Annotated in this window: 16 protein-coding genes; 3 read left to right on the plus strand and 13 right to left on the minus strand. The window is 73.6% G+C overall.

The features are described from left to right. Positions 1-36: 36 nt before the first annotated feature. Positions 37-741, minus strand: coding sequence for an SIMPL domain-containing protein (locus ACGFXC_RS21110; protein WP_393714909.1), 705 nt, complete (start codon positions 739-741; stop codon positions 37-39). Between the two features lie 128 nt (positions 742-869). Here ACGFXC_RS21110 and ACGFXC_RS21115 point away from each other — a divergent pair, with 128 nt between their 5' ends. Further along, a complete protein-coding gene (locus tag ACGFXC_RS21115; RefSeq protein WP_393714911.1) occupies positions 870-2,678 on the plus strand; it encodes a bifunctional metallophosphatase/5'-nucleotidase in 1,809 nt (602 codons plus the stop codon). Between the two features lie 14 nt (positions 2,679-2,692). On the opposite strand, the gene ACGFXC_RS21120 is transcribed toward ACGFXC_RS21115, so the two are convergent. From ACGFXC_RS21120 to ACGFXC_RS21150, 7 genes are all read right to left on the minus strand, one after another. Beyond that, entirely contained in the window at positions 2,693-4,105 is a 1,413-nt protein-coding gene (locus ACGFXC_RS21120) for a lysine N(6)-hydroxylase/L-ornithine N(5)-oxygenase family protein (protein WP_393714913.1), read from the minus strand. Beyond that, on the minus strand, positions 4,102-5,493 hold the full coding sequence (locus ACGFXC_RS21125) for a pyridoxal phosphate-dependent decarboxylase family protein (RefSeq protein ID WP_393714915.1): 1,392 nt from the start codon (positions 5,491-5,493) through the stop codon (positions 4,102-4,104). The genes ACGFXC_RS21120 and ACGFXC_RS21125 overlap by 4 nt, the downstream gene beginning before the upstream one ends. Positions 5,494-5,719: 226 nt before the next feature. Further along, positions 5,720-8,233 (minus strand): aminopeptidase N, encoded by a 2,514-nt coding sequence (pepN, locus tag ACGFXC_RS21130; protein ID WP_393714917.1) that lies wholly within the window; start codon positions 8,231-8,233, stop codon positions 5,720-5,722. Positions 8,234-8,313: 80 nt separating this feature from the next. Beyond that, positions 8,314-8,637: a chorismate mutase gene (locus ACGFXC_RS21135; RefSeq protein WP_393714919.1), complete on the minus strand. Its 324-nt coding sequence runs from the start codon at positions 8,635-8,637 to the stop codon at positions 8,314-8,316. Between the two features lie 65 nt (positions 8,638-8,702). Then, positions 8,703-9,860: a sensor histidine kinase gene (locus ACGFXC_RS21140; protein ID WP_393714921.1), complete on the minus strand. Its 1,158-nt coding sequence runs from the start codon at positions 9,858-9,860 to the stop codon at positions 8,703-8,705. Between the two features lie 70 nt (positions 9,861-9,930). Next, a complete protein-coding gene (locus tag ACGFXC_RS21145; protein ID WP_393714923.1) occupies positions 9,931-10,587 on the minus strand; it encodes a response regulator in 657 nt (218 codons plus the stop codon). Between the two features lie 397 nt (positions 10,588-10,984). Next, entirely contained in the window at positions 10,985-11,803 is an 819-nt protein-coding gene (locus ACGFXC_RS21150) for a serine protease (protein ID WP_393714925.1), read from the minus strand. Positions 11,804-11,889: 86 nt separating this feature from the next. Here ACGFXC_RS21150 and ACGFXC_RS21155 point away from each other — a divergent pair, with 86 nt between their 5' ends. Then, positions 11,890-12,798, plus strand: a complete 909-nt coding sequence (locus ACGFXC_RS21155) for a hypothetical protein (protein ID WP_393714927.1) — start codon at positions 11,890-11,892, stop codon at positions 12,796-12,798. A 142-nt stretch (positions 12,799-12,940) separates the two neighbouring features. Continuing rightward, the gene (locus ACGFXC_RS21160; RefSeq protein WP_393714929.1) at positions 12,941-13,615 is read left to right on the plus strand and encodes an HAD family acid phosphatase; all 675 of its coding nucleotides are present in this window, start codon (positions 12,941-12,943) and stop codon (positions 13,613-13,615) included. Here ACGFXC_RS21160 and ACGFXC_RS21165 read toward each other — a convergent pair. Genes ACGFXC_RS21165 through hsaA form a run of 5 tightly spaced genes read right to left on the minus strand, consistent with a single transcriptional unit; the run spans position 13,594 to position 18,719 of the window. Next, positions 13,594-15,285, minus strand: a complete 1,692-nt coding sequence (locus ACGFXC_RS21165) for an FAD-dependent oxidoreductase (RefSeq protein WP_393714931.1) — start codon at positions 15,283-15,285, stop codon at positions 13,594-13,596. The two genes, ACGFXC_RS21160 and ACGFXC_RS21165, sit on opposite strands and share 22 nt — an antisense overlap. Beyond that, positions 15,282-15,779 (minus strand): flavin reductase family protein, encoded by a 498-nt coding sequence (locus ACGFXC_RS21170; protein WP_393714933.1) that lies wholly within the window; start codon positions 15,777-15,779, stop codon positions 15,282-15,284. Before ACGFXC_RS21170 ends, ACGFXC_RS21165 begins: the two co-directional genes overlap by 4 nt. Continuing rightward, positions 15,767-16,660 carry a VOC family protein gene (locus tag ACGFXC_RS21175; protein WP_393714935.1) on the minus strand — a complete coding sequence of 298 codons (894 nt, stop codon included), beginning with the start codon at positions 16,658-16,660 and terminating at the stop codon, positions 15,767-15,769. Before ACGFXC_RS21175 ends, ACGFXC_RS21170 begins: the two co-directional genes overlap by 13 nt. A gap of 11 nt (positions 16,661-16,671) precedes the next feature. Continuing rightward, positions 16,672-17,553 carry a 4,5:9,10-diseco-3-hydroxy-5,9,17-trioxoandrosta-1(10),2-diene-4-oate hydrolase gene (gene hsaD, locus ACGFXC_RS21180; protein WP_393714937.1) on the minus strand — a complete coding sequence of 294 codons (882 nt, stop codon included), beginning with the start codon at positions 17,551-17,553 and terminating at the stop codon, positions 16,672-16,674. Beyond that, positions 17,550-18,719, minus strand: coding sequence for a 3-hydroxy-9,10-secoandrosta-1,3,5(10)-triene-9,17-dione monooxygenase oxygenase subunit (gene hsaA, locus ACGFXC_RS21185; protein ID WP_393714939.1), 1,170 nt, complete (start codon positions 18,717-18,719; stop codon positions 17,550-17,552). The genes hsaD and hsaA overlap by 4 nt, the downstream gene beginning before the upstream one ends. Between the last annotated feature and the right edge of the window lie 161 nt (positions 18,720-18,880).

Raw genomic sequence — 18,880 nt, forward strand, 5'->3', positions numbered from 1 at the left:
CCGACAGGGGCACGTGTTCGGCGTTTCGTACGGGTTTCAGAGCTGCGGCGGGGTCATCGTGAAGCGGGCGTTGACCTGGGCGCGGACGGTCTGGCGCTGGGGTTCGAGATCGAGCGGCGGGGCGACGGAGTCCTCGGTCTCGGCGGCGAAGGCCATGGTGCGCATCCCCCCGCCGCCCGGGCGGGCGAAGGGGGCGCCGTCCTCGGCGCCGAGGTCGGCGAGTTCGACGAGGGCGGCGAGTTCGGCGCCGAGCGCCCGGGCGTACTCGCGGGCGCGCTGGACGGCTTCGAGGACGGCCTGGCGGCGGGCTTCGCCGTGGGCGGGCGAGGTGGGGCGCAGGGCCCACCAGGGTCCGTCGACCTGGGTGAGTTCGAGGTCGGCGAGGCGGGTGGTGAGTTCGCCGAGGGTGGTGAAGTCGCTGAGTTCCGCGGTGATGTGGACGCGGCCGTGGTAGGCGCGGACGCGTTCGGCGCGGCCGTGGCGGGTGAGCTCGGGGGTGATGGAGAAGGCGCCGGTTTCGAGTTTTTCGACGGGTTCGCCGTAGCTCTTGATGAGGTCGAGGACGGCGGTGTTGCGGCGGGTGAGGTCGTCCAGGGCGGTGCGGCGGTCGGTGCCGCGGGCGCTGACGGTGATGCCGATGCGGGCGATTTCGGGGTCGACTTCGAGGCGGGCTTCGCCGCGGACGGCGACGCGGGGGGTCTCGGGGGTTCCGTAGGGCTGGTGTGCGGGGTCGTGGGTCATGGATTCACTGTCGCACTGTCGCCCGTTCGGGTGTGGTCATCGGATCGAAACCTGCCGGGGGTGTTGCGCTTTGTTACCCGTGGGTCAGAATCTACGCGCGTTGTTCACGCCTCAAAAGGGGAGATGGCATGACGTTCGACCGTAGGAAGTTCATGGGGGCTTCGGCCGCGACGGGTGCGGCCGCGGCGCTGGCGGGGGCCACGAGCACCCCGGCCGCCGCGCTGGAGGGCCCGTCGGCGCAGCGGGGGAAGGGGCCGCGGACGTACGCGTTCACGGTGATGGGGACGACCGATCTGCACGGGAACGTCTTCAACTGGGACTACTTCACGGACAAGGAGTTCGACGACAAGGCGCACAACGACGTCGGTCTGGCGAAGATCTCGACGCTGGTGGAGCAGGTGCGGGCGCGCAAGGGGCGCTGCAACACGCTGCTGATCGACGCGGGCGACACGATCCAGGGCACGCAGTTGTCGTACTACTACGCGAAGGTGGATCCGATCACCGCGCGGCGCGGTCCGGTGCATCCGATGGCGCAGGCGATGAACGCGATCGGGTACGACGCGGCGGCGCTGGGGAACCACGAGTTCAACTACGGGATCCCGGTGCTGCGGAAGTTCGAGGAGCAGTGTGATTTCCCGCTGCTGGGGGCGAACGCGCTGGACGCCAAGTCGTTGCGGCCGGCGTTCGCGCCGTACAGCATGCACCGGTTGCGGACGCCGCACGGGCGGGACGTGAAGGTGGCGGTGCTGGGGCTGACGAACCCGGGGATCGCGATCTGGGACAAGGCGAACGTGCAGGGGAAGATGACGTTCCCGGGTCTGGAGGAGCAGGCGGCGAAGTACGTGCCGAAGCTGCGGTCGATGGGTGCGGACGTGGTGATCGTCTCGGCGCATTCGGGGTCGAGCGGTACGTCGAGCTACGGGGACCAGCTGCCGTACGTGGAGAACGCGGCGGGTCTGGTGGCGGAGCAGGTGCCGGGGATCGACGCGATCCTGGTGGGTCACGCGCACACGGAGATCCCGGAGTACCGGGTGAAGAACCGGGCGACCGGCAAGGACGTGGTGCTGTCGGAGCCGTTGAAGTGGGGGCAGCGGCTGACGCTGTTCGACTTCGAGCTGGTGTGGGAGGCGGGCCGCTGGTCGGTGGCGAAGGTGTCGGCGCAGGTGCTGAACTCCAACACGGTGGCGGAGGACCGGAAGATCGTGCGCTTGCTGTCGGACGAGCACCGCAAGGTGGTGGCGTACGTCAACCAGGTGATCGGGACCTCGACGCAGGCGATGTCTTCGGCGGACGGCCCGGTGAAGGACGTGCCGATCATCGATCTGATCAACCACGTGCAGGCGGAGACGGTGCGGGCGGCGCTGGCGGGTTCGCAGTGGGCGTCGCTGCCGGTGCTGTCGCAGGCGTCGTGCTTCTCGCGGACGGCGTCGATTCCGGCGGGGCGGATCACGATCAAGGACGCGGCGGGGCTGTACCCGTTCGAGAACACGCTGGAGGCCCGGCTGCTGACGGGCGCGCAGCTCAAGGACTACCTGGAGTTCTCGGCGCGGTACTACGTGCAGACGGCCGTGGACGCGCCGGTGGACGTGGCGAAGCTGACGAACGCGGAGGGGATTCCGGACTACAACTACGACGCGGTGTACGGGCTGGCGTACGACGTGGACGTGTCCCGGCCGGTGGGTTCGCGGATTTCGGGGCTGTCGTTCCAGGGGAAGCCGGTGGATCCGGCGGGGCGGTTCGTGTTCGCGGTGAACAACTACCGGGCCTCGGGGGGCGGGAACTTCCCGCACGTGCCGCAGGCCGGGCAGTTGTGGGCCAATTCGGAGGAGATCCGTAACACGATCATCCAGTGGGTGAAGGCGAAGGGGACGGTGGATCCGGCGGAGTTCGCCTCGGTGGACTGGCGTCTGACGCGGGCGGGTGTGCCGGTGTTCTAGCCGGTCGCCGCGGTTCAGGGGTGTTCGACGAGCGGGAGCAGCTCGCCCGCGGGGTGCGGGCGGGTGTGCTCCCGTTGTTCGAGGCCGAAGGTGGTGAAGGCGGTGCGGTGGGGCTGGGGGTAGGGCTCCTTGTCGGTGAGGGTGTTGAGGATGGCGGCGCTGCGCCAGGCGGCGAGGCCGAGGTCGGGGGCGCCGACGCCGTGGGTGTGGCGTTCGCCGTTCTGGACGAAGACGGTGCCGGTGACGGAGGGGTCGAGGACCATGCGGTGGCGGTCGTCGATGCGGGGGCGGCCGGAGGAGTCCTTGCGCACGTAGGGGTCGAGGCCGGCGAGGAGGCTGCTGAGGGGGCGCTCCTCGTAGCCGGTGGCGAGGACGACGGCGTCGGTGGTGAGGCGGGAGCGGGTGCCCTGCTGGGCGTGTTCGAGGTGGAGCTCGACCTTGGTGGTGGCGACGCGGCCCGCGGTGCGGACGCTGACCCCGGGGGTCAGGACGGTGTCGGGCCAGCCGCCGTGGAGGGTGCGGCGGTAGAGCTCCTCGTGGATGGCGGCGATGGTGGTGGCGTCGATGCCCTTGTGGAGCTGCCATTGGGCGGGGACGAGCTGGTCGCGGACGGGTTCGGGGAGGGCGTGGAAGTAGCGGGTGTAGTCGGGGGTGAAGTGTTCGAGGCCGAGCTTCGAGTACTCCATGGGGGCGAAGGAGGGCGTGCGGGCGAGCCAGGTGAGGCGTTCGCGGCCGTGGGGGCGGGCGCGCAGCAGGTCGAGGAAGACCTCGGCGCCGGACTGGCCCGATCCGATGACGGTGACGTGCTCGGCGGCGAGGATGCGGGCGCGGTTGTCGAGGTAGTCGGCGGAGTGGATGACGGGGACGGTGGGGGCGTCGGCGAGGGGGCGCAGGGGTTCGGGGACGTAGGGGGCGGTGCCGATGCCGAGGGCGAGGTTGCGGGTGTGGGTGCGGCCGAGTGCGTCGGCTTCGCCATCGGTGTCGAGCTGGGTGTAGTCGACTTCGAAGAGGTCGCGTTCGGGGTTCCAGCGGACGGCGTCGACCTGGTGGCCGAAGTGGAGTCCGGGGAGGCGGCCGGCGACCCAGCGGCAGTAGGCGTCGTATTCGGCGCGCTGGATGTGGAACTGCTCGGAGAAGTAGAAGGGGAAGAGACGTTCCTTGTGCTTGAGGTAGTTCAGGAACGTCCAGGGGCTGGTGGGGTCGGCGAGGGTGACGAGGTCGGCGAGGAAGGGCACTTGGAGCGTGGCGCCGTCGATGAGGAGTCCGGGGTGCCAGCGGAAGTCGCGGCGCTGGTCGTAGAAGGCGGTGGCGAGGGGGCCGATGCCTTGCTGCGGGAGGCCTTGGGCGAGGGCGGCGAGGGAGAGGTTGAACGGGCCGATGCCGATGCCGACGAGGTCGTGGGGTGCATCGAGGGGGGCGGCGGTCATGGGCGGGTTCTGCCTTCCAGGAGGGCGACGAGGGTGTCCAGGTCCTGCGCGGTGGTGTGGGGGTTGAGCAGGGTGGCCTTGAGCCAGAGGCGGCCGTCGGCGGTGGCGCGGCCGAGGACGGCGGTGCCGTCGTGCAGGAGGGTGCGGCGCAGGGTGGCGAGGTGGCCGTCGTCCGTGGGGGTGGGCCGGAAGAGGACCGTGGTGAGGGTGGGGGGCGCGTGGAGTTCGAAGCGGGGGTGTGCGTCGAGGAGTTCGGCGAGCCGGTGGGCTGCGGTGCAGGTGAGGTCGATGAGGTGGGCGAGGCCGTCGCGGCCGAGTGAGCGCAGGCTGACGGCGATCTTGAAGGCGTCGGGGCGTCGGGTGGTGCGCAGGGAGCGGCCGAGGAGGTCGGGGAGGCCGGCCTCGGTGTCGTCGGTGGCGTTGAGGTAGTCGGCCTGGTGGGCGAGGGGGGCCAGGAGGTCGCGGTCGGGGACGGCGAGGAGGCCCGCGGCGACGGGTTGCCAGCCGAGTTTGTGCAGGTCGAGGGTGAGGGAGCGGGCGCGGGTGAGGCCGTCGAGCCGGTGGCGGTGGCGGGGGCTGAGGGCGAGGGTGCCGCCGTAGGCCGCGTCGATGTGGAGGTCGGCGCGGTGCTGGTCGCAGACGTCGGCGAGGGGGGTGAGGGGGTCGATGAGTCCGGCGTCGGTGGTGCCGGCGGTGGCGGTGACGAGGTGGGGGCCGGGGGTGGTGGCGAGGGCCTCGGCGAGGGTGGCGGGGTCCAGGACGCCGGTGGGGGTGGGGAGGGCGACGGCGGGGGGCAGGCCGAGGAGCCAGGCGGAACGCGGGACGGAGTGGTGGGCGTTGGCTCCGTGCAGGACGGTCAGGCGGGGGCCGTGGCGTTCGCGGGCCAGGAGCAGGGCCAGTTGGTTGGCCTCGGTACCGCCGGTGGTGAGGAGGGCGTCGGCGCGGGACGTGCCGTAGAGCTCGGCGGCGAGGGTGCTGGTGAGGTGGGCCTCGATGGCGGAGGCGGCGGGGGCCTGGTCCCAGGAGTCGAGGGAGGGGTTGAGGCAGCTCGCGGCGAGGTCGGCGGCGGCGGCGACGGCGAGCGGGGGGCAGTGCAGGTGGGCGGCGCACAGCGGGTGGGCGGGGTCGGCGGCGCCGGCGGCGAGGGTGTGGACGAGGGTGCGGAGGGCTTCGTGGTCGCCGCGTCCGTGCTCGGGCAGTACGTCGCCCAGCGCGGCGGCGACGCGGGCGGCGACGGTGTCGGGGCCGCCGGCGGGGAGGGGCCCGCCCCGTTCTTCGGCGCCGGTGCGCAGGGCGGTGAGGACGGTGTCCAGGAGGGGCCGCAGTGCGTCGCCGCCGTGGCGTCCGCCGGCGAGCGGGGGCGCCGGCGGGGGCGTGGGCGCGGTCATGGGGCCTCCGGGGGCTCGGCGGTGCGGGGCGCCGCGCGGCCGAGGCCGGGCGGGACACCCGGCCGGTACAACGATCCGACCCGAATGGGGTAACCGCCGGGGTTTGTCCGGGGTCACTTTCCAGCCGCCGCCCCGCGTCCCCGCCACCCCGCGCCGAAGCCGAAGCCGAAGCCGAGACCGAGACCGGTCCCGGGGCCAGGTCCGGCCCCGGGACGGCGGCCGGGGGTCAGGAGCGGCGGAGCGGGAGGGCGCGGGCGAGGTCGTCCAGCTGGTCGACCAGCTGGCGGCGCAGGAGCGGGAGGATGCCCGGGGTGTCGAGGGCGGCGAGGCCGGCCTGGAGGTGGGCCTCGTCGACGGCGTGGGAGGGGAACGCCCAGCGGCCCGCGGCCTGACCGATGGCGGGCCCGCGGCGGGCGGCGAGGGCGATGGCGTCCGGGTAGTAGCGGGGGACGTACTCGCTGACGAGGTCGGCCTGTTCGGGCTTCCAGAAGCCCTGGGCGGTGGCGCTGAAGAGGTAGTTGGACAGGGTGTCGTCGTGGAAGAGGCGGTTCCAGGCGGCGGCCTTGGCCTCGGGGGTGGGCAGGGCGGCGTGGCAGCGGGCGGCGCCTTCCCGGCCGGTGGCGCTGGGGTCGGCGGCGAGGGCGGCGTCGATGGCGGCTTCGTCGACCGCGCCGAGGACCGACAGCCGGGCCAGGATGCGCCAGCGCAGTTCGGGGTCGAGTACGGGGCTGCCGCCGACGGTGCCGTCGGCGAGCCAGGCGGCGAGGGTGTCGGGCTGGGTGGCGCTGTCGATGGCGGTGCGGACCGCGGTCAGGCGCAGTCCGGGTTCGCGGCCGTCCTCGGTGCGGCGCAGCAGGGCGCGGGCGATGGAGCCGATGGTGGTGAGGGCGGCGCCGCGCTGCGCGGGGGCGGTGTAGTGGTCGGCGATCTGGGTGCGGGCGAAGGCGAGGACGCCCTGGACGACGGCGAGGTCGCTCTCGTCGGGGAGGTGGGCTTCGGCGGTGGCGAGGTAGGTGGCGGGGGCGAGTTCGCCGTCGCGGACCATGTCGCGCAGGCAGGCCCAGATGACGGTGCGGGTGAGGGGGTCGGGGACGCGGGAGAGGTCGCGCAGGGCGGTGTCGAGGGAGGTTTCGTCCAGGCGGATCTTGGCGTAGGTGAGGTCGCCGTCGTTGAGGACGAGCAGGGCGGGGCGGGGGCCGCTCGCGGAGAGGATCTCCTCGGAGGGGACGTCGAGGTCGAGGAGTTCGGCGCGTTCGAGGCGGTTGTCGGGGGTGCGGGCGTAGGTGCCGGCGGTGATGCGGTGGGGGCGGCTGCCGGTGCGGTCGACGGTGAGGGTCCAGCCGCCGGGGCTCTCCTGGACGCGGGGGGTGAGGGTGTCGATGCCGGTGGTGCGCAGCCAGATCTCGGCCCAGGCGTGGACGTCGCGGTCGGTGTGGGCGGCGAGGGAGTCGACGAAGTCGGCGAGGGAGGCGTTGGCGAACTTGTGTCGGGCGAAGTGGGTGTTGATGCCCGCCAGGAAGTCCTTCTCGCCGAGCCAGGCGACGAGCTGGCGCAGGGCGGAGGCGCCCTTGGCGTAGGAGATGCCGTCGAAGTTGAGGAGGGCGGAGGCGGTGTCGGGGACGTCGTCGGGGCCGGGGGCGACGGGGTGGGTGGAGGGGCGCTGGTCGGCGTCGTAGCCCCAGGACTTGCGGGTGACGCCGAATTCGGTCCAGGTGTCGGTGAAGCGGGTGGCTTCGGTGAGGGTCTGGTAGCCCATGTATTCGGCGAAGGACTCGTTGAGCCAGATGTCGTCGAACCAGGCCAGGGTGACGAGGTCGCCGAACCACATGTGGGCCATTTCGTGGGCGATGACCATGGCGCGGGTCTGGCGTTCGGTGTCGGTGACGGCGGAGCGGAAGACGAATTCGTCGCGGAAGGTGACGAGTCCGGGGTTCTCCATGGCGCCGGCGTTGAACTCGGGGACGAAGGCCTGGTCGTAGGAGTCGAAGGGGTAGGGCTCGGCGAACTTCTCGTGGTAGCGGTCGAAGCAGGCGGTGGTGACGGAGAGGATCTCGTCGGCATCGGCGTCGAGGTGGGGGGCGAGGGAGCGGCGGCAGTGGAGGCCGAAGGGGAGGCCGGCGTGTTCGGTGGTCACGCTGTGCCAGGGGCCGGCCGCGACGGCGGCGAGGTAGGTGGAGATGCGGGGGGTGGGGGCGGAGGTCCAGACGCCGGCGCCGTCCCCCGAGGGGTGTCCCGTGCGGTCGCCGGTGCGGGTGGTGATGCCGTTGGCGAGGACGGTCCAGTGGGCGGGGGCGGTGACGGTGAAGGCGAAGACGGCCTTGAGGTCGGGCTGGTCGAAGGCGGGGAAGACGCGCTGGACGTCGTCCATGAACATCTGGGAGTAGACGTACGTCTCCCCGTCGGCGGGGTCGGTGAAGCGGTGCAGGCCCTCGCCGGTGCGGGAGTAGCGCATGCGGGTGTCGAGGCGCAGTTCGTGGGGGCCTTCGGTCAGGCCGGTGAGCGGGAGCCGGTCGTCACTGAGGGCGGCGGGGTCGAGGGGGGTGCCGTCGAGCGTGGCGGAGCGCAGTTCGTCCGGCTTCAGTTCCACGAAGGTGTCGCCCGTGGTGCGGGCGGTGAACCTGATGGTGGTGGTGGAGTCGAAGGTGTCGTCGCCGGTGGTCAGGTCGAGGGCGACGGCGTAGTCGTGGACGTCGAGGAGCTGGGCTCGGAGCTGCGCTTCGTTGCGCGTCAGTGCGGACATGCGCCCATGCTGCCTGACGGCCGGTCCGTGCCGAAGGGGGCGGGGGCCGCGGGGCCCGGCCCCCTCCGGGGCGGCGGAGGTTACTGGTCTTCGCCGGCGGCGATGGTCTCGTGGTGGCGGATGACCTCGGCGATGATGAAGTTGAGGAGCTTCTCGGCGAAGGCCGGGTCGAGCTTGGCGTTCTCGGCGAGCTGGCGCAGGCGGGCGATCTGGCTGGCCTCGCGGCCCGGGTCGGCCGGGGGCAGCTGGTGCTTGGCCTTGAGGTGGCCGACCTGCTGGGTGCACTTGAAGCGCTCGGCGAGCATGTGGACCACGGCCGCGTCGATGTTGTCGATGCTGTCGCGCAGGCGGGACAGTTCGGCGGTGACGTTCTCGTCGATCTCGTCGATGTCGCTGTTGTTCATGGTTCCCGAGAATACGTGGCGGCCGCGGCCGGTACCCCGTCCAGTCGGTCCGTGAGACGCAGGCCTCACAGGGGCAGGAGGGCGGTGACGAGCCAGCCGCCCTCGGGGGCGGGTCCGGCGGTGAGGGTGCCGCCGAGGGCTTCGGCGCGTTCGGCCATTCCGGCGAGGCCGTAGCCGCCGCCGCGGGCCTTTTCGGAGAGCCGGGCGGGGCGTCCGCCGTCGTCGGCGACGCGTACTTCGAGGCCGGTGGGCAGGGTGCGCAGCCCGATGCGGACGGCGGTGGCGGTGGCGGCGTGCTTGGAGATGTTGGTGAGGGCTTCGAGGACGATGCGGTGGGCGGTGGCGGCGACGTGGGCGGGGACGCGTGCGTCGAGGCCGTCCTCGATGAAGAGGGCGACGGGCGGGCCGGTCGCGGCGAAGCGTTCGGTGAGGCGGCGCAGGTCGTCGAGGCCGGCGACGGGGGCGGCCGGGGCGGGGGCGGGGCGGTCGGCTTCGTCCTCGCGGAGGATGGCGACGAGGCGGCGCATGGAGCCGAGGGCTTCGTCCCCGGCGGTTTCGATGCGGCCGAAGGTCTCGGCGGCGCGTTCGGCGGAGACCTTGGTGAAGCGGGCGGCGCGGGCCTCGACGACGATGCCGGTGACGTGGTGGGCGACGAGGTCGTGGAGTTCGCGGGCGAGTTCCAGGCGTTCGGCGGTGCGTACGGCGCGCAGGTCGCGCACGCGCTGGACGGACTGCAGGCGCAGCAGGACGGAGTAGGCGCCGACGACGACGGCCAGGACGGAGAAGAGCAGGGTGAAGCGGCCGGGGTCGGCGTCGCGGACGGGTACGGCCATGCAGCCGAGTCCGAGGAGGGGACCGAGGACGGCGGCGGTGCGGGCGGGGGCGCGCAGCAGGACCTGGGTGAGCAGGACGAGCAGGGCGATGGCCTCGCCGCCGCCCCAGACGACGAGGGGGTGGTTGCCGAACATCAGCAGGAGGGTGACGGTCCAGGTGGTGGCGGCGGCGAACCAGGCGCGCGGCAGGAGCGGGATGCGGGGCCAGGGGGCGGCGCTGAGGCAGACGAGGACGCCGGAGATCCAGACGGCGGCGTGCGGGACGCTGGGCTGGCGGGCGAGGACGACGCCTTCGAAGGTGACGAGGGCCAGCAGGACCAGGGAGAGCAGGACGCGGGTGATGCGGGCGCCGCCGGGATGGCGGCGCGCCCAGGAGGCGAGGGGGCTCATCGTGTCCCCCTCGGCGGGCGAGCCCTACGGCGGGGGCGGCCGGGGCGGTGGGCCGGGGGGCGGGGGTGGTTCACGCCGGGTTGGCGGCGAGGCCGCTCTCCCAGGCCCAGGCGGCGATCTCGACGCGGTTGCGGGCGTCGAGTTTGGCCTGGACGTTGGCCAGGTGGGTCTTGACGGTGGACAGGGAGACGTACAGCTCGGCGGCGATCTCGGCGTTGGTGAGGCCGCGGGCGAGGCAGCGCACGACTTCCCGTTCGCGTTCCGTGAGGGGTTCGGCGGGGCGGCGGGCGGCCTGGGCGGAGGGCAGGCGGGGGGCCATCTCGCGCAGCAGGCGCACGGTGATGGCCGGGGAGACGAGGGCGTCGCCGACGGCGGCGGCGCGGACTGCCTCAACCAGCATGGCCGGGCTGGCGTCTTTGAGGAGGAAGCCGGACGCGCCGCCGTGGAGTGCCGCGTGGACGTATTCGTCGAGGTCGAAGGTGGTGACGATGACGATGCGCGGGCCGTCCTTGCCGGACAGGCGGCGGGTGACCTCCAGGCCGTCGAGCTTGGGCATCCGGATGTCGAGGAGGAGGACGTCGGGCCGGTGGGCGGCGGCGGCGGCCAGGGCCGCTTCGCCGTCGACGACGTCGGCGACGACCTCGATGTCGGGCTGGCTTTCGAGGATCATCCGGAAGCCGGTCCTGACCATTTCCTGGTCGTCCGCGATGACCACTCTGATCGTCATGCGCTGCCTTCCCCGCTGTCGCCCGCTGCCGCCGGTGGAGTCTTCCCATGGGACCCGCGTGCGCTCCGGCCCGCAACCGCACGGACGGCCGTGGGGAGGGTGCCGCGGGACGGGGGCGGCGGTGGGCCGGGCTCGTGGCAGCCCGGCCCACCGTACGGGGGCGGGGGGCGGGGCGCCTCGTCCTTCCGGCCGTTTCGGGGGGGGGGGGGGGGGGGGGGCGGCCGCCCGGCGCGGGGGGGGGGGGGGGGGGGGGGGCGGGCCCGGGCGCCCGGGGGGCGGGGGGGGGGGGCCCCCCCCCCCCCCCCCACGGGTGCGCGGGGCGGTGCCGGTGCGTGCGGCGGGACCGGTGCGCGGGGCGGTGCCGGCCCGGGGGGCGGGGCCCGGGTGGCCGGTGGGGCTAGAGGCCGGCCGCCGCGGCCTTGATGTCGGCGGCGAAGGTGGAGACCTCGGTGTAGACGCCGGGGTAGCCGGCCCGGGCGCAGCCCTCGCCCCAGCTGACGATGCCGACCTGGATCCAGGCGTTCGCGCTGTCGCGGCGGAACATGGGGCCGCCGGAGTCGCCCTGGCAGGTGTCGACGCCGCCCTGGGTGAAGCCGGCGCAGATCTCCTCGCCGGGGACGAGGTCGGAGCCGTAGGCGCTCTGGCAGGAGGCGTCGGAGACGAAGGGGACGGTGGCCTTCATGAGGTAGCGCTGCTGGCCGCCGCCCTCGCGGGTGGCGCCCCAGCCGGCGACGGTGAAGGTGCCGTTGTCGTAGGCCTTGGTCTCGGCGATCTTGAGGGTGGGCTGGTTGATGGGCTTGGCGAGTTTGATCAGGGCCCAGTCGCGCCCCTTGCCGTTGTAGCCGGGGGCCTGGAGCACCTTCGTGGACTTGACCTTGACGGCGCCGGAGCTGTTGAGGTCGACGACGCCGCCGGTGGCGGTGATGGAGGTGTTGTTGCCGGAGCCGTCGACGCAGTGGGCGGCGGTGAGGACGATCTGCTGGGTGTAGAGGGCGCCGCCGCAGCCCATGGAGAGGCGGACCATGAAGGGGAACTCGCCCTGCGCGGCGCGGGTGCCGCCGACGACGGGGGCGGGTGCGGCGCTGGCTCCGGCGGGCTGGAGGCTGACGGCCGCGAGGGCCACGGCGCCGGCGGCGAGGGTGCGCTTGAGGATTCTTGCGAGAGTGGCCACGGTCAACACACTGCCTTTCGTGGGGGGTTGGGCTGTGCGTGCCATCACATGCATGACGAGTCCATGACACATCGGTGGTACGGCTGTCTTCAAGAAGGCGTTTTCGGACAACTTCCGGCGCAGGGGGCCCCATGACGGACGACGGCGGGCGGACGAGCCCGGTCGCGCACGGATTTCCGCACCTGGAGACGGTCCGGGCATCGCTCACGGCGCTCTTCGGCCGCCTGGGCGCAGAGGGGATCGGGGCCTACGCCACGAGCATCTCCCGCGCCGAGGCGGCCTTCGGGCCCGCCGAGGACCTGCACCTGGGGGCGCACCGGGTGGCCTCGGCCGTGGTGGGCGCGCTGCGGCTGCCCGACGCGCGGATGGTGGTCTCGTTCCGGCCGATGCGGGACGCGGCCACCGTGGAGCTGACCGCGGGACCGGAGTACTTCGTGGAGGTCAACGACCGCTTCCGGCTGCACCGGCGCGATCTGGCGGCCGCACTCTCCCACGAGGTGACCCACGTCCTGCTGCACCGCCTGGGCCTGGGCTTCGCCGACACCGCGGCGAACGAGATCCTCACCGACACGGCCGCCGCCTTCCTCGGGTCCGGCTGGCTGCTGCTCGACGCCTACCGCGAGGACGCGCTGAGCCACCAGAAGCTCGGCTACCTCACCCCCGAGGAGTTCGGATACGTACTGGCCCGCCGCGCCCGGCACTTCGGGGAGGACCCGGCGCCCTGGTTCTCCAGCCCCCAGGCCTACGAGGCCTACCTGCGCGGGCGCGCGCTGGCCGGCCGGGAGGCGCACCGGGCCCCGCTGGCCGGCGCGGGCGCGGGCGAGCGGCGCCGCTACGCCCGGGCCCGGCGGACGGGGTCGGCCCCGCCGCGCGGGGCGGCGTACCGGTTCGGGCCCGGCGGGGGCGGCGTGGGGGACGGGGGGCTACGGGTGAGCTTCCCGTGCCCGGTGTGCGGCCAGTGGCTGCGGGTTCCGGCGGGCGCCGGGGCGCTGCGGGCGCGGTGCGGGCTGTGCCGCACGGTGCTGGAGTGCGACACCTGAGGGGTCCGGGGCCGTCGGCGAGGAGCGGAAGTGATCATTCACCGGGCGGCCACGAATTGTTTCCTACCGACCGGTAGACATGGCTGCGGCGCTCCCCCAACCTGATCGCGTACATGCCAACGTGATCGAGGAGCGCCCCCACATGCTCGCAGCCCACCGTGCCCGCGCCGCCGCCGCGGCCGTCGTCGCCGCCACCGCCCTGACCCTGCTGCCGGCCACCGGCGCCGCGGCGGCCCCGGCGCCCGTGCCCGCGCCCGCCGCGGCGCCCGCCGCCTCCGCCTCCGCCTCCGCCCCCGGCGGCAACGCGGCGATCCTGGGCATCGACTACGCGGCCTGGCAGCGCGACGTGGCCTCCGTCATCGACGCCGCCCGCCCCGGCATCGAGCAGCGGATCGCCGCCTCCCCGGCCGGGGAGAAGCCGGCGATCGTCCTCGACATCGACAACACCTCGCTGGAGACGGACTTCCACTGGTTCTGGACCTTCCCGACCCCCGCGATCTCCAAGGTCCGCGAGCTGACCCGGTACGCGAACGACCGGGGCGTGGCGATCTTCTTCGTCACGGCCCGCCCCGGCATCGTGTACTCCCTGACCGAGCGCAACCTCAAGGCCGTCGGCTACCCGGTCTCGGGCCTCTACGTCCGCGACCTGCCCGACCTCTTCTCGCAGGTCAGCGCCTACAAGACGGGCAAGCGCGCGGAGATCGAGGCCCGCGGCTACACGATCATCGCCAACATCGGCAACAACGACGGCGACCTCGTCGGCGGGCACGCCGAGCGCACCGTCAAGCTCCCGGACTACGACGGCAAGCTGTCCTGACCCGCCCCCTCCTCCCGGTCCCGCGCGATGGCGTTCACCGCCGCCCAGGAGAAGGCCATCGCGGGGCCGATGGTGGCGCCCGGGCCCGGGTAGGTCTCGCCCATCACCGCCGCCGAGCAGTTGCCCGAGGCGTACAGGCCCTCGACCGCGGTGGCGTCCTCGCGCAGCACCCGCCCGTCCCCGTCGGTGACGAGGCCGCCCTTGGTGCCGATGTCGCCCGGGTGGACGGGGAGCGCGTAGAAGGGGCCCTTGGCGATCGGCGCCAGGTTCGGGTTGGGCAGCGTCGGGTCGCCGTAGTAGCGGTCGTAGACGCTGTCGCCCCGGCCGAAGTCCTCGTCCCGGCCGCGCTCGGCGAAGCCGTTGAAGCGGGCGACGGCCGCGGGCAGGCCGGGCGCGGCGGTCTGGCGGGCCAGTTCCTCCAGCGTCGCGGCCTTCTTCAGGAAGCCGCTCTCCAGCCACCTCTTGGGGAACGGCTGCCCGGGCAGCAGCCCCGCGAAGAGGTACCGGCTCTTCGCGCGGGCGTCCAGCACCAGCCAGGACGGCACCGTGGGCGCCTCGGGCCGGTCGGCGGCGTACATCCGGTCGACGAACGCGTGGTAGGGCAGGGCCTCGTTGGCGTAGCGCTCCCCCGCACCGTTGACGATGACCATGCCGGGGACGCCCCGGTCGGCGACGAGGAAGAACGGCCGCTCCCCCGGCGGGCACAGGGAGGGCGCGCCCCACACCCGGTCGAGCAGGTCGGTGGCGGCGCCCAGCTCCTCGCCCAGCCGCAGGGCGTCGCCGGTCTGCTCCGGCGAGGCGTGCGTCCAGTCGGTGGAGGTGGGCGCGGGCAGGTGCTTCTCGCGCAGCGCCTGGTCGTGCGAGAAGCCGCCCGAGGCGAGCACCACCCCGCCGCCGGCGCCCACGGTGACCTCCCGGCCGCCGCGCAGGACCCGTACGCCCGCCACCCGGCCGGAGGCGTCGGTGACCAGCCCGGTCAGCGGCGCCGACAGCCACAGGTCACCGCCGAGGCGGTGCAGCGACAGCCGCATCCGGGCGATCAGCGCCTCGCCCAGGGACAGCGGCCTGCGCCCGGCGGCGAGCGCGCCGAGCGCCCGCATCCCGACCCGCACCGAGGCCCGGCGGCCCGCCCAGGTCCGCCCGGCCATGTTCAGGAACCGGAAGTCGTACGAGGTCATCGTCAGCCCGTACGTGGGCAGGCCCGCCCGGCGCATCTCGCGGCCCAGTTCCCCCAGCAGCCGGAAGTCCACGATGCACGGCTCGACGGAACGCCCCTGGGCCATCCCGCCCTGCGCCTCGGGGAAGTAGTCCGGGTACCCGGGGGTGTACATGAAGCGGACCTCGGTGCGGTCGTGGAACTCCCGCACCATGCGCGGCCCGTGGCGCAGGTAGGCGTCGGTGCGGGCGCGGGGGACCCGGTCGCCGACGGTGGCGTCGAGGTAGGCGCGGGCCTTGTCGCCGGTGTCGGCGATCCCGGCGCGGTCGAGGTGGAAGTTGCCGGGGACCCAGACCGCGCCGCCGGACAGCGCGGTGGAGCCTCCGTAGCGGTCGGTCTTCTCCACGACGAGGACGCTCAGGCCGCGCAGCCGGGCGGTGATCGCGGCCGCCAGTCCGGCCGCGCCGGAGCCGGCCACCACGACGTCGTAGTGGGCGTCGGGGCGAGGGTTCATCCGAAGGCTCCGGTGACGTAGTCGCTGCGGAAGGACAGCAGGGGGGAGCCGCCCTCGCGGGCGGCGAGCGCGAGGACCCGGGCGGTGACCAGGTGGTGGTCGCCCGTCTCGTGGACGGTGTCGAGGACGCAGTCGGCGGTGGCCAGCGCCCCGGTGACGCGGACGGCTCCGGACGCGGAGGCCTGCCAGCCGAAGCCCGCGAAGGGGTCGGCGTCCGGGGCGGCGGGGCCGTCGAGGGCCTCGCACAGGGCCCGCTGCTCCTCGGCGAGGATGCTCACCGCGAAGCGTCCGGCGGCGCGGACGGCGGGCCAGCCGGCCGCGTCCCCGTCGACGCACAGCAGCACCAGCGCCGGCTCCAGGGACAGGGAGGCGAAGGACCGGCAGACCAGCCCTGCCGGGCGGCCGTCGGCGCCGAGCGCCGCGACGACGGCGATGCCGCTGGCGAAGGCGTCCACGGTCCGACCGGCCCGGTCCGGCCCGGTCAGCCGTTCCACTGGTGGCCCCAGAAGCTGTCGGCGGTGATCTCCTTGGCGGTCCAGGTGGCCGGGTCGACGAGGAGGCCGTCCCAGCCGAACTCGACCTGGAAGCCGCCGGGGGCCTGGGCGTAGAAGGAGACCATGTGGTCGTTGGAGTGCCGGCCCAGGGTGGAGGCGATGGGTATGCCCGCGCGGTTCATCCGGTCCAGGCAGTAGCCGACGTCGTCGAGCTTCTCCGCCTCGACCATGAAGTGGACGATGCCGGGCGGCAGCGCGCCGGGGTAGAGCCCGAGGCTGTGGTGGCGGCGGTTGGGGCTGAGGAAGTGCATCCAGTGGAAGTCCCGGCCGGGCGGCCCGGTGGGGACGGCGACGGGGGGCAGCCGCATGGAGTCGCGCAGCTGGAAGCCGAGGAGGTCCTCGTAGAAGTCGAGGGTGGCCTCGGTCTCGGGGGCGGGGAGCACGACGTGGCCCAGCCCGAGTTCGCCGGTCACGAAGCGGTTGCCGTACGGGGCGGCGAGCGGGGTGTGGTCCTGCGCCTGGCCCCAGTAGAGCTCCAGGGGGTTGCCGCTGGGGTCCTCGCAGTGGATCAGCCCCTGGACGCGGCGGTCGGCGAGGGTGGCGGCGTCGGCCTGCTTGACGGGGTGGCCGGCGGCCTCCAGTTCGGCGGCGGCCTCCTCCAGGGCGCGGGCGCCGGCCAGCTCGAACCCGGCGGCCAGGAGGCGGTCCTGGTCCCCGGCGACGAACTGGAAGCGGTGGACGCGGTCGTCGATGCGGACGTCGAGCCGGTCGGGGGTGCTGCCCGGGGCCTCGGTCATGCCGAGGAGGTCCAGGACGTAGGTGCGCCAGGCGGGGAGGTCGGCGGTCTCGATGCGCAGGTAGCCGAGTGCGCGGATGTCCATGGAGGGCCCCTTCAGTGGGAGAAGAAGTCGGTGGCGAGGCGGTTGAAGTCGGCGGCGGCCTCGGTCTGAGCCCAGTGGCCGCAGCGGGGGAAGACGTGCAGGCGGGCGTCGGGGATGGCCTTGAGGGCGAGGAAGGCGCCGTCGACGGGGTTGACGCGGTCCTCGCGGCCCCAGGTCAGCAGGACCGGGCAGGCGATGCGGTGGGCCTCGCGCCAGAGCATGGTGTCCTCGGGCCAGCGGGCGAAGGAGGCGGCCATGCGGGCGCTGCCCAGCAGCGCCGCGGGATCGGTGGCCTGGGCGAACCGCTCCTCGACGAGGGCGTCGGTGACGAGCGCCGGGTCGTGCACGAGGGTGGTGAGGAAGGTGCGCATCCGCTCGCGCGTGGGCTCCGGGTCGAGGCTGAACTCGAAGAGCCGCTTGATGCCCTCGGTGGGGTCGGCGGAGAACAGGTTCAGGGAGATGCCGCCCGGCCCCATCAGGAGCAGCTTCCCGACCCGGCCGGGGTGGTCGAGGGCGATCCGGGTGGCGGTGCCGCCGCCGAGGGAGTTGCCGATGAAGTGGGCGCGTTCGATGCCGAGTTCGTCCATGAGGGCGACGACGGCGCCGGCGCTGAAGCTGAAGTAGTCGCGGTCGGGCTCGGGCTTGTCCGAGCGGCCGTAGCAGGGCTGGTCGACGAGCAGGGTGCGGAAGCGGGCGGCGAAGTGGGGCAGGTTGGCGCCGAAGTTGGACCAGCCGGAGGCCCCGGGCCCGCCGCCGTGCAGCATGATCACGACGGGTGCGTCCGGGCCGGCCGGCCCGGCCTCGTGGTAGTGGAGCGTCAGGCCCGCGGCCTTCGCCGTGCGGGAGGTGCTCTCGTGGCTCAGCTCGGTGGGTTTCACAGCGGTGGCGTTCACAGCATCGTGTCCTGGATGTCGAGGCCGAGGGCTCCCTGGCCGAAGAGGACGAGGGCGCGCTCGGGGTCGTTGGCCGCGTGTCCGCGGCCGGTGTGGGCGTCGCGCCAGGCCCGCTGGAGCGGGTTGGGGCCGGTGCGCTGGGCGCTGCCGCCCGCGTTCTCCATGAGGAGGTCGACGGCGGCGACGCAGCGTTCGGTGGCCAGGACCTGGTCGCGGCGGGCCCGGGTGCGCAGGGTGACGGGCAGCGGCTCGCCGCGTTCGGCGAGGGCGTACAGGTCGGCGATGTTGCGCTGGAGCTGGAGCCAGGAGGCGTCGATGTCGCTGGCGGCGCGGGCGATGCGGACCTGCGCGAAGGGGTCCTCGGCGACCTGCTGCCCGTAGGAGACGCGGATGCGCGCCCGGGTGGCGGCCAGGTGGGCCTCGTAGGCGCCTTCGGCGATGCCGACCAGGGGGGTGGAGATGGTGGTGGTGAACACGGACGCGTACGGGAGCCGGTAGACGGGCTCGGGGTTCTGCGCGTGGCCGGGCACGCTCAGGGCGGTGACCGGGCCGAAGCTCAGGGCGCGGTGCTCGGGGACGAACACCTCCTCGACGGTGATGTCGTTGGAGCCGGAGCCGCGCAGGCCGACGGTGTCCCAGACCTCGTCGATCGTGTACTGGGAGCGGGGGACCAGGAAGGTCCGCATGTCGACGGGGCGGCCCTCGGCGTCGGTGACGAGGCCGCCGAGCAGGGCCCACTCGGTGTGGTCGCAGCCGGAGGAGAAGTGCCAGCGCCCGCTGAGGGTGAAACCGCCGGTGACGGGGGTGACCTTGCCGGTGGGGGCGTAGGAGGAGCAGATGCGGGCGTCCCGGTCCTCGCCCCAGACCTCCTGCTGGGCGCGCGGGTCGTACAGGGCGACGTGCCAGGGGTGCACGCCGACGACGGAGGAGACCCAGCCGGTGGAGCCGCAGGCCTTGGCGATCTCCTTGACGGCGGCGTAGAAGAGCCCGGGGTGGGCGGCGCGGCCGCCGTGGGCGCGGGGCTGGAGGAGGCGGAAGAAGCCGGTGTCGGCCAGCTCCTTGATGCTCTCCTCGGGGACCTTGCGCAGGGCCTCGGCCTCGGGGGCGCGTTCGCGCAGGGCCGGGGCGAGGGCGCGGACTGCGTCGAGGACGTCTTCGTCGCTCATGGTGTCCCTTTCTCGGAGGGCGGGGTGCGTCGGCTTCGGAGTGCGGCGAACGTACGCCGGGCCGCCGGGCGGCGGAACTCGCCGTTCCCGCTCAGCGGGAACGGCGCCCCACGAGCTGTTTACACCTAATCGAAGTATTCCTGACAGAAATATTTGGTCAC

It is taken from the genome of Streptomyces sp. NPDC048507 (assembly GCF_043199995.1).
GTDB lineage: Bacteria > Actinomycetota > Actinomycetes > Streptomycetales > Streptomycetaceae > Streptomyces.

Excerpts from the sequence above, each read along its gene's own strand:
- ACGFXC_RS21110 (WP_393714909.1), bottom strand. The coding sequence starts at position 741 with ATGACCCACGACCCCGCACACCAGCCCTACGGAACCCCCGAGACCCCC.
- ACGFXC_RS21115 (WP_393714911.1), top strand. The coding sequence starts at position 870 with ATGACGTTCGACCGTAGGAAGTTCATGGGGGCTTCGGCCGCGACGGGT.
- ACGFXC_RS21120 (WP_393714913.1), bottom strand. The coding sequence starts at position 4,105 with ATGACCGCCGCCCCCCTCGATGCACCCCACGACCTCGTCGGCATCGGC.
- ACGFXC_RS21125 (WP_393714915.1), bottom strand. The coding sequence starts at position 5,493 with ATGACCGCGCCCACGCCCCCGCCGGCGCCCCCGCTCGCCGGCGGACGC.
- pepN (WP_393714917.1), bottom strand. The coding sequence starts at position 8,233 with ATGTCCGCACTGACGCGCAACGAAGCGCAGCTCCGAGCCCAGCTCCTC.
- ACGFXC_RS21135 (WP_393714919.1), bottom strand. The coding sequence starts at position 8,637 with ATGAACAACAGCGACATCGACGAGATCGACGAGAACGTCACCGCCGAA.
- ACGFXC_RS21140 (WP_393714921.1), bottom strand. The coding sequence starts at position 9,860 with ATGAGCCCCCTCGCCTCCTGGGCGCGCCGCCATCCCGGCGGCGCCCGC.
- ACGFXC_RS21145 (WP_393714923.1), bottom strand. The coding sequence starts at position 10,587 with ATGACGATCAGAGTGGTCATCGCGGACGACCAGGAAATGGTCAGGACC.
- ACGFXC_RS21150 (WP_393714925.1), bottom strand. The coding sequence starts at position 11,803 with ATGGCACGCACAGCCCAACCCCCCACGAAAGGCAGTGTGTTGACCGTG.
- ACGFXC_RS21155 (WP_393714927.1), top strand. The coding sequence starts at position 11,890 with ATGACGGACGACGGCGGGCGGACGAGCCCGGTCGCGCACGGATTTCCG.
- ACGFXC_RS21160 (WP_393714929.1), top strand. The coding sequence starts at position 12,941 with ATGCTCGCAGCCCACCGTGCCCGCGCCGCCGCCGCGGCCGTCGTCGCC.
- ACGFXC_RS21165 (WP_393714931.1), bottom strand. The coding sequence starts at position 15,285 with ATGAACCCTCGCCCCGACGCCCACTACGACGTCGTGGTGGCCGGCTCC.
- ACGFXC_RS21175 (WP_393714935.1), bottom strand. The coding sequence starts at position 16,660 with ATGGACATCCGCGCACTCGGCTACCTGCGCATCGAGACCGCCGACCTC.
- hsaA (WP_393714939.1), bottom strand. The coding sequence starts at position 18,719 with ATGAGCGACGAAGACGTCCTCGACGCAGTCCGCGCCCTCGCCCCGGCC.